Here is a 12,993-nt window from a genome sequence, read left to right as displayed (position 1 = left end):
CGACCAACCGGAGTCGGATTTCGCAAACCCAGTCAGCGCGCAGGTTGTAGGGCACTACTTCCACCTGCGCTGCCTTCTAAGCTGCCGGTCGCAGGTTCGACTCCTGCCGGGCGCACTCTTAGCCAAGCCAGAGCATGACCGACGATCTCTTCGCCTCGCCAAAATCCAGACTCGTCGCCCAGCTGCTCGCCGTCTTCCTCGGCGTCTTCGGTGCGCACCGGTTCTATGTCGGCAAGGTCCAGACCGGCATTCTCCAGGCGTGCACGCTCGGCGGCCTCGGGCTGTGGTACCTCTACGACAACATCCTCATCGCCGCCGGCTCCTTCCGTGACTCGGAGGGGAACCTCGTGGCGAACTGGGAGCCCGAGAGCGATCGCCTGATTCCGCCGGGGACGGCCGCCGCCATCTTCGATGAGCTCGACGCCCTCCGCGCCGAAGTCACCGAGCTGCAGGACCGCGTCGCGTTCGCCGAGCGGATGATCGAACCCGCCTCCCGCCGCGACTCGACCCAGGCGTGACCGCCGGCGTCCTGCCGGCGTCGGTGTCCCCTCCCAACGCATTTCGGCCCCTCCTCCGTCTCGCCCTCCCGATCATCGGCGTCAACGTCGGCATGATGCTGATGGGCGTCGTCGACACGGTCATGGTCGGCCGCCTCTCGCCGCAGGCCCTCGCCGCCGTGGCGCTCGGCAACCTGTATGGCATGGCGGTGCTGATGTTCGGCCTCGGCATCCTCCTCTCCCTCGACCCCGTGCTCTCGCAGGCGCACGGTGCCGGCGAGGACGAGACGGTCGCCCTCGGCGTGCAGCGTGGCGTCGTGCTGGCGATCCTGCTCTCCGTGCCGCTCGCCGCGGTGATGTGGTTCGCCGAGCCGTTCCTGCGGATGGTGCGCCAGCCGGCGGATGTCGTGCCGCTCGCGGGCACCTACTGCCGCGTGCTGATTCCCGGCGTCCTCCCCTTCCTGCTCTTCACGGTCGGGCGACAGACGATGCAGGTGTTGCACCGGGTGCAGCCGGTGCTCTGGACGATCCTCATCGCCAACCTCGTCAACATCGGCCTCAACTATTGGCTGATCTTCGGCGGCGCCGGCGTGCCGCCGCTCGGCGTGGCCGGCTCCGCAGCCGCCACGGCCGTGTCGCGCGTGGTGATGATCGTCCTGCTGGTTTTCCTCGCTCGGCGCGAGTTGGGGCCGATGCTTCGCCCGGATACGGCCGCGTCTGCTGCAGGCGGCGCCGTTCGCGACGATGCTGCGCATCGGCGTGCCGATCGCGCTGCAGGTCGAGATCGAGATGGCGGCGTTCTCCATCGTCGGGCTGCTGATGGGGATGTTCGGCACGGTGCAGGTGGCCGGCCATCAGATTGCGCTGAATCTCGCGTCGCTGACCTTCATGGTGCCGATGGGCGTCGGCATGGCGGCGTCGGTGTTGATCGGGCAGGCGGTGGGGCGGGGTGACCGCGGCGCCCTCCGTGCAGGAGTGCGAGCGGCGCTCGTGGTGGGCGCGGGCTTCATGGTGCTGACCGGACTCATCTTCCTGGTGGTGCCGCACTGGATTGCGGCCCTCTACACCAACGCGGAACCGGTGGTGGCGTTCGCGGCGGTGTTGCTCCCCATTGCCGGGATCTTCCAGGTCTTCGATGGCATCCAGGTGGTCTGCATCGGCGTGCTGCGCGGCTTGGGTGACACTCACACGCCGATGCTCGTCAATCTGGTCGGCTTCGGCATGCTCGGTCTCGCGACGTCGACGTGGCTGGCGTACCGCACGCCGCTCGGGCCGATCGGCCTCTGGTGGGGACTGGTCGTTGGCCTCGCGGCCGTGGCGCTGATCCTCCTGCACCGGGTGCGCGCGGCCCTGCGGCGACCACTTCAGCGGATCTAGCTGCGCTACTCGCCCACCGGCCGCGGCGAGGCCTGGTACTTCTGCTCCGCCGCGTGCCGACTGTCCACGTCGCCGAAGATCTTCTCGCCGTCGTAGCGGCCATTCTCGATGAAGACCTCCGAGATGAACCGCCCCGCACCAACACTCCCCGCCAGGTAGATCCCCGGCACGCTCGACTCCAGCGTCTCGGCGTTCATCAGCGGCCGGTCACCTGCCTCGTCGAACTCGATGCCGAGCTGGCGCTGCAAGGCGAAGTCCGGGTGATAGCCGGTGAGCGCGTAGACCCGGTCCGCCGGCAGGTCGACCGCTTCTCCGTCGGCCGTGCGGATGCGCACGTCGGTCGGCGTGATCGCCACGACCTCGGCGCCCATATGCGCCGCGATCTCCCCCGCGGCAATCCGGTTCTCGAGGTCGGGCCGCAACCAGTACTTCAGGCTCGGCTTGAACGCCTCGCGCCGATACACCAACGTCACCCGCGCGCCGGCACGGAAGCACTGCAGCGCCGTCTCGACCGCCGAGTTCTTCCCACCGATGATCACGACGTCGAGGCCGGCCGTCCTGTGCGGCTCGTCGAACCAGTGCGACACATGCGGCAACGACTCGCCCGGAACATCGAGCATGTTGGCGTGATCGAAGTAGCCGGTGGCCAACACCAGTCGTTCACATCGCACGGTCTGCGGGCCTGCCCCCGTCCCCAGCGTGCACTCGATGCGCCCGTCCCGCCGCTCGGCATGTACCAGGCGCGTGTACGGCTGCACCGCGAGCTTCTCGGCGCGCACCACGCCGCGGTAGTACGTCAGCGCCTCCTCGCGCGTCGCCTTGGCGCCACTCGTCACCAGAGGGTGATCGCCAATCTCCAGCCGCTCGGGCGTGGTGAAGAAGGTCATCCCGATCGGGTAGCGCACAATGGCATCGGCGATCGCACCGGCGTCGATCACCAGCGCGCCGACACCTCGACGCTTCGCCGCAATCGCACAGGCCAGGCCGATCGGGCCGGCGCCGACAATCAGTGCCTCGACCTCCATGGGGAGTGGCTTCACTTCAGCTCCGACGCCGGAATGGCACGCTTCCACCGGACCGCGCCGGTGCGATCCTGAATCGTGATGGTCAGCACCTCTCCTTGAGCGGCCCGGTCACTTCAAGGAGGCCGAAGTTGCGGTCGTTCACCATGGTGCCCTCGACGCGGTACGCGTTCTGTTCGCTCTTCCATCCGGTGGACGGTCCAGCCGTCAGCGGCGACACGGTGAGGTCGTAGAGCGGGTAGCTGCCCGCGCGGTTCATCCGGCTCAGCTCGGTCCAGTGCTTGTCGCCACTGAGGAGGATGACGCCGGGGATCCGCTCTTCCGCCAGGCGGTCGAGGAAGAAGGTGCGCTCCGCCTCGTAGGTCGCATAGTTCTCGAAGGTCACCGAGTTGTTCACCGTCTGGCCACCGATGACCACCAGCTTGAAGGTGGCGCGCGATGACTTGAGTCCGTTCAGGAGCCATTCGATCTGCGGCCGGCCGAGGTAGTTCTTCGGGCCGGTGACACGATCCTGGGCGTCGCGATACCAGCGGTTGTCGGTCAGGAAGACGTCGACATCGCTCCAGCCGAACGAGGACGTCACGCCACCATCGCCATCGGCACCGAGCGGTGGATTACCCCAGAAGAGTTCGAACGCCGCGCGCGTGAGGAAGCGGCCGCCGTAGGAACGGTCGCTGTCGTTGGGCCCGAAGTCGTGGTCGTCCCACGTCGCGTAGTGACTGGTGGCGGCCAACAGCGGCTGGAGCTCGGGCAGCGAGCGCGAGTGGGTGTAGCGATGGAAGACGCCGGTGCGCGTGTCGAAGTCGCCCTCGCGCAGATAGGCGTTGTCGCCCATCCAGAGCATCAGGTCGGGGCGGCTGCGGGTCACGGCGCCGAGGATGTCGTACTCGCCGCCGTACGGGGCGCCGGGGCGGTCGAATTCCGGCTCGTTCACGTAGAAGCAGGACGCCACCGCGATCCGGACCGTCGGCGGGTCGGTGCGGTACTGCCAGAGCGTCGGGGTGGCAAAGCGCAGCCGATAGGGGCGCGGAACTCCAACGCCATTGATCCGGAGTTCGTAGCCATAGACACGCCCAGGCTTCACGCTATCGGCCTGGACCTTGGCGACATGGGCGGTGGCAGGGGCGGTCCGGACCGACTCGGTGGTATAGCGCCGGGTCGGGGCGAGGGAGTCCCAATAGACAAACTGGACCAGGGCGGGCCGGGTCGTCTGCGCCCACAGCGTCACCTCGCGCATCTGGGAGGCACCGACCATCGGTCCGGACTGCAACACCGGGGTGTTCGGGCGAGGACCCTGGGCAACGAGCCTGGGGCCACAGAGCACCAGGGCAGCCAGGACAACGCTGGTCACGGGAGCATGTCGAAATGGTCTATGCATGGCGGTTATGATCGTCCATTGTTGTTTGCGAGCGCAAATCCCGGCAACCGGTCGGGCATCCCGTTCTGCCCTCGACACTACTAAGCTCTAACAGTGCAGCCAACCACGCCATTCACCGTCGGGCCTCCCATCGAGCGAGGCCGCAGTTGGGGCGCGCTCAGCACGAGCGCGGCCCTCCACGTGGTCGTGGTCCTCTGGCTGATCTTCCGCCCCGCCTCGGCGCGCTCGCTCCCCACGATCGAACGGAATCCGGGCGAGGATCGACAGGAGATCGCGTTGGCGCCACCGGCCAACCCGGCGCCGAAGGCCGAGCAGCAGCCCGAGCAGCCTCAGCCACAGCCACAGCCGCAGCCGCAGCAGGAACAGCCCAAGGCTGAGCCGCCGAAGAAGTCGACGCCGCTCGGTCCGGATTCGAAGAACCCCGACGCGCTCGTCCCCAAGGAAGCCGGGCCGGAGAAGCCGCAGATCGACCCGGACCTGATGAACGTCAACACGCCCGAGCCGCCGGCCAAGGTGGAGACGCCGCCGGCCGAGCCGGAGGCGGCGCCGACCCAGGCCCCCAAGGGGGTGCGTCGCATCGCGACCGCGTCGGATATGGTGAACAACCTGACCGCGAAGGGTGTCCCCCTCGACGACAACGGGAAGCCGCGCGACATCCTCACCGCCGGTACGCGCAACTCGAACACGGCGGTCGCCGCCGCGGCCGGCGCGATGGGTCGCGTCGGGCCGACGCAGCCCGATTACCGCGACTGGCGCCCGTCGTTCGACGAGGCCGCCGGCCGCTGTGTCGAGATCCCCGATCTCGGCAAGAACCCCGATGGCACGCCGGTGCTGGCCACGGTCATCGGTCGCGTGCTTGGCGACGATCACCGCACGCCGCTGGCGGGGGCGCACCTGCAGATTGTCGGCACACCGTTCTCGACCTTCTCGAACGGCAACGGTGAGTATCGTCTCGAGTTCGACCCGAAGTTGCTCGAGCGCTGCCGCGTTCAGTACGTGCGCGTGGCGCGCGAGGGCTTCAGCGGTCAGCTGCTCACGCTGTCGATCGGTGAGCGCATCATGAGCGACGACGTGGTGATGCGCCGCCGCTGATGGACGCCGCCATGCCACAGTGGATTCCGAATCCGACCCGGGTGGCGTCGTCGCATCTGGCGCACTTCCTCGCCGCACGCCGGGCCGAGGGGATCGCACTCCCCCCACACGACGATGCCGAGGCGTTCCGCGCCTTGCATGCGTGGTCCATTGCGGACCCCGCGGCCTTCTGGGCTGCGGTGTGGCACGATGCTGATGTCGTTGCCGATCAGCTCCCGAGCGGCGAACCATGGAGTACGGTGGTGGTCGGCCTGGACCAGATGGCGCCACCCGCCCCGCAACGTGGCCCGCATTGGTTCGCTGGCGCCAAACTCAACTTCGCCGAGAATCTGCTCCGCCACGATGGCGACCACGACGCGATCGTCGCCTGGGACGAGCGCGGCGCGTTGGCCCCGTGGAGCTGGCGGCAACTGCGGGAAGACGGTCGCGCGCGTGACCGCCGGCCTCGCCGCGCTCGGCGTCGGGCCCGGAGACCGCGTGGCCGGCTGGTTGCCCAACATTCCCGAGACCATCGTCGCGATGCTTGCCACCAGCGCCCTCGGCGCCGTGTGGACTTCGTGCTCGCCCGACTTCGGGGTCGAGGGGATCGTCGATCGCTTCGGGCAGACCACGCCGCGCGTGCTCTTCTTCTGCGACGGCTACGGCTACGGCGGCAAGGTGCACGACTGCGTGGCGCGCGCCGAGGAGCTGCTGCCCCGGCTGCCGTCGGTCGAACACGCGGTGATGATCCCGTATCGTGGTGCCGCCATCCTGCCGGACGATCCGCGGATGTCGACGTGGGCCCAACTCCTCGGTGACGGGCCAACACCACCGATGCGCTTCACGCGCCTGCCGTTCGATCATCCGCTCTACATCCTCTACTCGTCGGGGACGACCGGTCTGCCGAAGTGCATGGTGCATGGGGCAGGGGGGACACTCCTGCAGCACCTGAAGGAGCATCGGCTGCACGGTGACCTGCGCGCCGGCGAGCGGCTCTTCTACTTCACCACCTGCGGCTGGATGATGTGGAACTGGTTGGTGAGCGGGCTGGCGGTCGGCGCCACGCTGGTGTTGTACGACGGGGCGCCGATGCCGTCGCACGATCCGGCCATCCTCTGGCGGCTTGCCGCGGCCGAACGCGTGCAACTCTTCGGGACGAGTGCCAAGTACCTCGCGCTCGCCGAGAAGGCGGGGCTCGAGCCGGCGCGAGACTTTGCGCTGGACGCGCTGCGCACCGTCTTCTCGACCGGCTCGCCGCTCGCGGCGGAGTCGTTCGATTGGGTGACGCGTGCCGTTGGTGCGGTGCAGGTGGCGTCCATCTCCGGTGGGACCGACATCGTCTCCTGCTTCGTGCTGGGCAACCCGATCTCGCCGGTCTATCGGGGCGAGATCCAGGGACCAGGGTTGGGGATGGCGGTCGAGGTCTTCGATGCGGCGGGGCAGCCGGCACCGGTCGGCGAGGCGGGGGAGCTGGTCTGCACCCGACCCTTTCCGTCGATGCCCGTGGCGTTCTGGCACGATCCGGATGGCGCACTCTATCGGGCGGCGTATTTCGGCGAATACCCCGGCGTCTGGCGTCACGGCGACTGGATCACTCGGACGGTGCACGGCGGCTTCGCCATCAGCGGGCGCAGCGACGCCACACTCAACCCGGGTGGCGTACGGATCGGTACCGCGGAGATCTACCGCCAGGTCGAGACGATTCCCGAGGTGCTCGAGAGCCTGGTGATCGGGCAGCGGATCCCCGGCAGCGCCGACGGCGACGTCCGGGTGGTGCTCTTTGTCCGTTTGGTCGAGGGGGTCAGCCTGGACGGGGCATTGGTCGACCGGCTCCGGAAGCGGATCCGCGACGGGGCGTCACCGCACCACGTTCCCCGGGTGGTGCTGGCCGTCCGGGACATCCCCCGGACCCGGAGCGGCAAGTTGAGCGAATTGGCGGTCCGCGACGTGGTCGAGGGGCGTCCCGTCAAGAATGTCGGGGCGCTTGCCAACCCCGAGTCGCTGGAGGAATTTCGAGATCGGGCGGAACTGCTCCAGGTCCAGCCGCCCCATTAGTTTTCCATCCGAGTTCCATCCCTCTCGGAGGCCCGTTTGACCACCACTGCGGCAGTCCCCGGCCTCACCACGACCCAAGCGCCATTTATCGAGCAGGCCCAGGCCGAAGGGCGGCTCTATATCGACCAGCCATATGAGCTCTACTCCGAGGCCAACCACGACGTCTGGCGTCGGCTCTATGCGCGCATGGGAGAGCGGTGGCAGCAGTATGCCAACCATCGCTTCCTCGAAGGGCTGGAGACGCTCTGCCTCGATCCTGAGCGGGTGCCGCGCCTCGAGGACGTGAACAAGTTCATGGCGCCGCTGACCGGCTTCCGGGCCAAGGCGGTGAGCGGTTACGTGCCGGCGTACATGTTCTTCGATTGCCTGCGTCAGCGCGCCTTCCCGACCACCATCACGATTCGCGATGGGGCCGTGCTCGACTACCTCCCCGAGCCCGACATCTTCCACGACATCGCCGGCCACGTGCCGATGCACACCGACAAGGCCTTTGCCGACACGCTGGTGATGTTCGGCGAATGTGCCAAGGCGGCGGCAGAGCGGGTGGCGGCTATCGAGGACGAGCACGAGCAGTTGCAGGTGCTGACCTCGGTGATCAAGGCGATGGCGCGCTTCTTCTGGTTCACGGTGGAGTTCGGCCTGATGCGTGGCACCACGCCAGGCGAGCTGAAGGTGTATGGCAGCGGCCTGCTGTCGTCCTATGGCGAGATCGCCCATGCGATCGAGTCCCCCACCGTGCAGCGCTTCCCGCTGCAACTCGAGTGGGTCGTCAACCAGTACTTCGAGATCGACCATTACCAGCCGTTGCTCTTCGTGGTCGATTCCTTCGAGCACCTGTACGCCGAGATCGAGCGGCTGATCGAGTGGGTGCGGGAGGGGAAGCTTGACCATGTCTCTCCGGGCGAGCCGGCCATCAGCGAGGCGGACCTCCGCTCCTTCCTTGTCGCCGCGCGGTCCGCGTGAACCTGCGCGCCCCGCGACCCGGGCATCGTCGCACCGATCCAGGATGGCAGCGCGTCGCCGACTGCCCCCTTTCGACTTTCTGAACGCGACCTGGAGTACCTCATGACCGCCACCATCACGCAGCCTGACCTCTCGACCGCGCACGACGCCTTCCCGATCCACGGGACCGACTACATCGAGTACTGGGTCGGCAACGCCAAGCAGTCGATGCTCTACTACTGCTACGCCTTCGGCTACGAACTGATCGGCTATCGCGGCCCCGAAACCGGTGTCCGTGATCGCGCCTCGTATCTGCTGATGCAGGACAAGATCCGCCTGGTGCTCACCACGCCGATGGGGCCCGAGGGCGAGATCGCCGAGCACATTCACCGCCACGGCGACGGTGTCCGTGACATGGCGTTCTGGGTGGAGGATGCCCGCGCCGCCTACGCCGTCGCGATGGAGCGCGGTGCGGTCTCCGCCGGCGAGCCGCGCGTCGAACGGGACGCGCATGGCGAGGTGATCATCGCCGCCATCCGCACCTACGGCGACACGATCCACTCGATCGTCGAGCGGCGCAACTACACCGGGCTCTTCCTGCCCGGGTTCGTCCCGATGAAGTCGAACTACGCGTCGAAATCGACCGGCCTCAAGTATGTCGACCACTGCGTCGGCAACGTCGAGCTCGGCAAGATGAACAGCTGGGTCGGGTTCTACGAGCGCGTCCTCGGCTTCACCAACATCCTCACCTTCGACGACAAGCAGATCACCACCGAGTATTCGGCGCTGATGTCGAAGGTGATGAGCAATGGCAACGGACGGATCAAGTTCCCGATCAACGAACCGGCCAGCGGCAAGAAGAAGTCCCAGATCGAGGAGTACCTCGACTTCTATCGCGGCCCGGGCGTGCAGCACGTCGCCATCGCCACCGACGACATCATCACCACGGTGCGCGATCTCCGCTCGCGCGGCATCGAGTTCCTGCGGGTGCCGGCCGAGTACTACGAGACGGTGCTTGACCGCGTCGGGAAGATCGACGAGGACATCGCGCCACTGGCGGAGCTGGGCATCCTCGTGGATCGCGACGACGAAGGCTACCTCCTGCAGATCTTCACCAAGCCGGTGCAGGATCGCCCCACGCTGTTCTACGAGATCATCCAGCGGAAGGGCGCCAAGAGCTTCGGGGCCGGCAACTTCAAGGCACTCTTCGAGGCCATCGAGCGCGAACAGGACGCGCGGGGGAACCTCTAGCATGCCGATCTATCACCTGATGGGCGAGGTGCCCCGCAAGCGGCACATCGTCTTCCGGCGTCCCGATGGCGGGCTCTACGCCGAGGAGTTGATGGGGCACGAGGGCTTCGTCGGTACCGCCTCGCTGCTGTACCACATCCACCCGCCGACGACGGTGCTCTCGGCGCGTCGGTTGCGGCCGATCGTCTGGGAGGCGGACGACGAGACCTCGTTGCGCCACCGGCACTGGCGCACGGCGCAGGCGCCGAAGGGTGGCTCGCTGGTGCTCGACCGCGTGCCAATGCTGTTCAACAGCGACATCGCCATGCTCTGGTCCGAGCCCGACGCCGCGGTCGAGCCGTTCTATCGGAACTCGCAGGCCGATGAAGTCGTCTACGTCGTCGAAGGGGAAGGGGTGCTGGCGTCGGCGTTCGGGATCCTGCCGTTCAAGCCGGGCGACTACGTCGTCATCCATCGCAACATCACCCATCAGTGGCGCTTCGACCGCAGCAAGGGCGCGCCGAAGTTGCTGGTCATGGAAAGCGCCGGGCACGTGCGCTTTCCGACCCGCTATCGCAACAACGTCGGCCAGTTGCTCGAAGGCGCGCCGTATTCCGAGCGCGACATCCGCCGGCCGACGCACCTCGAACCGGTGGACGAGCGCGGCGAGTTCCCGATCGTGGTGAAGCAGTACAAGGCGCTCAACGAACTGCTGCTCGACCACCACCCGTTCGACGTCGTCGGCTGGGACGGCCACTTCTATCCCTGGGCGTTCAACATCCACGACTTCGAGCCGATCGTCGGGCGCATTCACCAGCCGCCGCCGGTCCACCAGACCTTCCAGGGCGACGGCTTCGTGATCTGCTCGTTCTGCCCGCGGCCGTACGACTTCGACCCGAACGCGATTCCGGCGCCGTACAATCACAGCAATGTCGATTCCGACGAAGTGCTGTTCTACGCGTCGAGCGAGTTCATGAGCCGGAAGGGGATCGAGTACGGCAGCGTCACGCACCATCCCGACGGGCTGCCGCACGGGCCGCATCCGGGTCGTGCCGAGGCGAGCATCGGGGCCACGCACACCAACGAGCTGGCGGTGATGATGGACTCGTTCCGGGCGCTCAAGATCGCCAAGGCGTCGCAGCCGTTCGAGGACCTGAACTACCACCGTTCGTGGGTCGAGCAGCAGCACGGCGCCTTCAACCCGCCGACGAGCTGAGGCGGGGCGCGCCACGATGCCACGGCGACTGTACTACGCCATCACCGACGGGATCCGCGTCTCGGTCGATCCGCGCTTCGTGGCGGAGCAGTCGCGCCCGTCGATGGGCCACTACGTCTTTGCCTATCGCGTGCGCCTCGAGAACGTCGGCGAGCGCTCGGCGCAGTTGGTGGCACGCCGCTGGCTGATTCATGACGACATCGGACACGACAGCGAAGTGGCCGGGGAAGGGGTCGTCGGCGAACAGCCGATGCTCCTCCCCGGCAGCGTGTACACCTACCAATCCTCGGCGGTGCTGCGCGCGTCGAGCGGCTGGATGGAAGGGGAGTACCACCTGGTGCGCCCCGACGGCGAGTCCTTCGATGCGACGATTCCGAGGTTTTATCTGACGGCGGATGAGGTGGCGACTAACTGAAAAGAAAGGTGACCAGTAACCTGTGACCCGTGACCGGTCTCCAGTCCGGGTTACAGGTTACAGGTCACTGGTTACAGGTTACTCGTCACCGGTCACCTCTCCCTTCCAGCGTCCGACCGCCCGCTCCACGCTCAACGCCCGCTCCAATCCTTCCCGCTGCAGCGCCGTCGCCGTCGCACCGTCCTTGGTGAGGAACATCACGCGCGTCCCGTGACTCCGGCTCTGTGCCTCGAAGTCCTTGAGGATGCGGGCGGTGGTCACGTCGAGACCGGGTGCCGCGGCGAGGTCGATCAGCAGCAGCTTCGAGGGGTCGGGGAGGACGTTCAGCGCGCGTCGCAGCGTCTCGGCGCCGCCGAAGAAGAGCGGCCCGCGCACCTCGAGCAACCGGACGCCTGCCGGCAGCCAGGCGCGGCGAATCAATGCCTCGCTGTCGTCTTCCTCGTCGCCGGTAATGACGTGCGTGGCGGTGGTCATCTTCTGCACGAAGAGCAGGGCCGCGAGCGCCATCCCCATGCCGATGCCGACGGTGAGGTCGGCCATCACCGTGAAGCCGAAGGTCGTGAGCAGCACGGCGGCGTCGTTGCGCGGCCCGCGCGCCAGGCGGAAGAACGAGTGCCATTCGCCCATGTGCCACGCCACCACCAGCAGGATGCCGGCGAGCGTGGCCATCGGGATGAGGCGCGCGAGTGGTCCGGCCACCAGCAGAATGATCAGCAGCGTGGCCGCGTGCACCAGGCCGGCGATCGGCGTGCGCCCGCCACTCCGGATGTTGGTCGCGGTGCGTGCGATGGCGCCCGTTGCCGGAATGCCGCCGAAGAACGGCACGGCGAGGTTGGCGATCCCTTGCGCCACCAGTTCGGTGTTGGCGCGGTGGCGGAAGCCGGTCATGGAATCGGCCACCACGGCCGCCAGGAGCGATTCGATCGCCGCGAGGAGGGCGATGGTCGCCGCCGGCGCGAACAGCTCGCCCAGGCGCTCCAGGGAGACGTGCGGCACGCTCGGCATCGGCAGGCCGCGCGGCAGGTCGCCGAAGCGGGAGCCGATGGTCGCCACGTCGAGGTGCAGCAGCGAGACGGCGGCGGTGGTCACCACCAGGGCGACGAACGGCCCCGGGACTCTGATGCCGGTCCGGGGCCAGAGCAGGAGGATCGCCAGGGTGGCCCCGGTGACGGCCAGCGCGGTCGGGTCGATCGTCCCGATTGCCCCTGCCAGGACCTGGACTTTCGGGAGAAAGGCCGCCGGGACCTTCTCCACGCCGAGGCCCAGGGCGTCGGCGAGCTGGCCGAGGGCGATGATCAGGGCGATTCCGCTGGTGAAGCCGGTGGTGACCGGGAGGGGGATGTAGCGGATCAGGGCGCCGGCGCCGAGCAGGCCGGCCACGATCAGCATGCCACCGGCCAGGAGGGTGGCGACCAGGAGGCCGTCGAGGCCGAATCGCTCGATGGTGATGGCGACGAGGACGACGAAGGCGCCGGTCGGGCCGCCAATCTGGACCCGGGAGCCCCCGAAGCCGGCGATCAGGGCACCGGCGATGATGGCGGTGACGAGGCCTTGTTGGGGGGTGACGCCCGAAGCGATGCCGAAGGCGATGGCGAGGGGGAGGGCGACGATCCCGACGATGATGCCGGCGGCGATATCTCGACCGATTTGACCGGGGAGGAGCTCCCGGCGGAGGTCGACGAGTTGTGGTCGGAAGCGATACATAAGCTCGCAACATAGCAGGGACTTGCGCGAAAGAATGGCCTCCTCTAGGTTTGCCGTCCCCCGAGGAACGGGTCGCTGGAAAGAGT

Annotated in this window: 11 protein-coding genes and 1 pseudogene; 9 read left to right on the top strand and 3 right to left on the bottom strand. The window is 67.6% G+C overall.

Annotated features, from left to right (window positions below; genetic code table 11):
- Positions 1-134 precede the first annotated feature (134 nt).
- Genes IPG05_10495 through IPG05_10485 form a run of 3 tightly spaced genes read left to right on the top strand, consistent with a single transcriptional unit; the run spans position 135 to position 1,874 of the window.
- On the top strand, positions 135-518 hold the full coding sequence (locus IPG05_10495) for a TM2 domain-containing protein (protein MBK6495513.1): 384 nt from the start codon (positions 135-137) through the stop codon (positions 516-518).
- Positions 515-1,450: a polysaccharide biosynthesis C-terminal domain-containing protein gene (locus IPG05_10490; GenBank protein ID MBK6495512.1), complete on the top strand. Its 936-nt coding sequence runs from the start codon at positions 515-517 to the stop codon at positions 1,448-1,450. The genes IPG05_10495 and IPG05_10490 overlap by 4 nt, the downstream gene beginning before the upstream one ends.
- Positions 1,395-1,874, top strand: coding sequence for a hypothetical protein (locus tag IPG05_10485; protein MBK6495511.1), 480 nt, complete (start codon positions 1,395-1,397; stop codon positions 1,872-1,874). Before IPG05_10490 ends, IPG05_10485 begins: the two co-directional genes overlap by 56 nt.
- Before the next feature lie 5 nt (positions 1,875-1,879).
- On the opposite strand, the gene ypdA is transcribed toward IPG05_10485, so the two are convergent.
- The gene (gene ypdA, locus IPG05_10480) at positions 1,880-2,914 is read right to left on the bottom strand and encodes a YpdA family putative bacillithiol disulfide reductase (protein ID MBK6495510.1); all 1,035 of its coding nucleotides are present in this window, start codon (positions 2,912-2,914) and stop codon (positions 1,880-1,882) included.
- A gap of 67 nt (positions 2,915-2,981) precedes the next feature.
- Positions 2,982-4,247, bottom strand: a complete 1,266-nt coding sequence (locus IPG05_10475; GenBank protein MBK6495509.1) for an alkaline phosphatase family protein — start codon at positions 4,245-4,247, stop codon at positions 2,982-2,984.
- Between the two features lie 120 nt (positions 4,248-4,367).
- Between IPG05_10475 and IPG05_10470 the strand changes: the two genes are divergently transcribed.
- The 6 genes and pseudogenes from IPG05_10470 to apaG all read left to right on the top strand — a co-directional run bounded on the left by IPG05_10470 (position 4,368) and on the right by apaG (position 11,203).
- Entirely contained in the window at positions 4,368-5,366 is a 999-nt protein-coding gene (locus tag IPG05_10470; protein ID MBK6495508.1) for a hypothetical protein, read from the top strand.
- Positions 5,366-7,400: pseudogene (locus tag IPG05_10465) on the top strand (acetoacetate--CoA ligase). The gene IPG05_10470 and the pseudogene IPG05_10465 overlap by 1 nt, the downstream one beginning before the upstream one ends.
- 36 nt (positions 7,401-7,436) lie before the next feature.
- On the top strand, positions 7,437-8,363 hold the full coding sequence (locus IPG05_10460) for a phenylalanine 4-monooxygenase (protein MBK6495507.1): 927 nt from the start codon (positions 7,437-7,439) through the stop codon (positions 8,361-8,363).
- A gap of 102 nt (positions 8,364-8,465) precedes the next feature.
- A complete protein-coding gene (hppD, locus tag IPG05_10455; GenBank protein MBK6495506.1) occupies positions 8,466-9,593 on the top strand; it encodes a 4-hydroxyphenylpyruvate dioxygenase in 1,128 nt (375 codons plus the stop codon).
- 1 nt (position 9,594) lies between these two features.
- Positions 9,595-10,788 (top strand): homogentisate 1,2-dioxygenase, encoded by a 1,194-nt coding sequence (locus tag IPG05_10450; protein MBK6495505.1) that lies wholly within the window; start codon positions 9,595-9,597, stop codon positions 10,786-10,788.
- A gap of 16 nt (positions 10,789-10,804) precedes the next feature.
- Entirely contained in the window at positions 10,805-11,203 is a 399-nt protein-coding gene (apaG, locus tag IPG05_10445; protein ID MBK6495504.1) for a Co2+/Mg2+ efflux protein ApaG, read from the top strand.
- 78 nt (positions 11,204-11,281) lie between these two features.
- Here the strand turns inward: apaG and IPG05_10440 are convergent, their stop codons facing one another.
- A complete protein-coding gene (locus IPG05_10440) occupies positions 11,282-12,907 on the bottom strand; it encodes an STAS domain-containing protein (protein MBK6495503.1) in 1,626 nt (541 codons plus the stop codon).
- Positions 12,908-12,993: the final 86 nt, after the last annotated feature.

The sequence above is a fragment of the Gemmatimonadota bacterium genome (assembly GCA_016704275.1).
GTDB lineage: Bacteria > Gemmatimonadota > Gemmatimonadetes > Gemmatimonadales > GWC2-71-9 > Palsa-1233.
This window is presented reverse-complemented; position numbering and strand designations above follow the sequence as displayed.

Coding starts and splice junctions, on each gene's coding strand:
- IPG05_10440 (MBK6495503.1), bottom strand. CDS start 12,907: ATGTATCGCTTCCGACCACAACTCGTCGACCTCCGCCGGGAGCTCCTC.
- IPG05_10495 (MBK6495513.1), top strand. CDS start 135: ATGACCGACGATCTCTTCGCCTCGCCAAAATCCAGACTCGTCGCCCAG.
- IPG05_10485 (MBK6495511.1), top strand. CDS start 1,395: ATGGGCGTCGGCATGGCGGCGTCGGTGTTGATCGGGCAGGCGGTGGGG.
- apaG (MBK6495504.1), top strand. CDS start 10,805: ATGCCACGGCGACTGTACTACGCCATCACCGACGGGATCCGCGTCTCG.
- hppD (MBK6495506.1), top strand. CDS start 8,466: ATGACCGCCACCATCACGCAGCCTGACCTCTCGACCGCGCACGACGCC.
- IPG05_10450 (MBK6495505.1), top strand. CDS start 9,595: ATGCCGATCTATCACCTGATGGGCGAGGTGCCCCGCAAGCGGCACATC.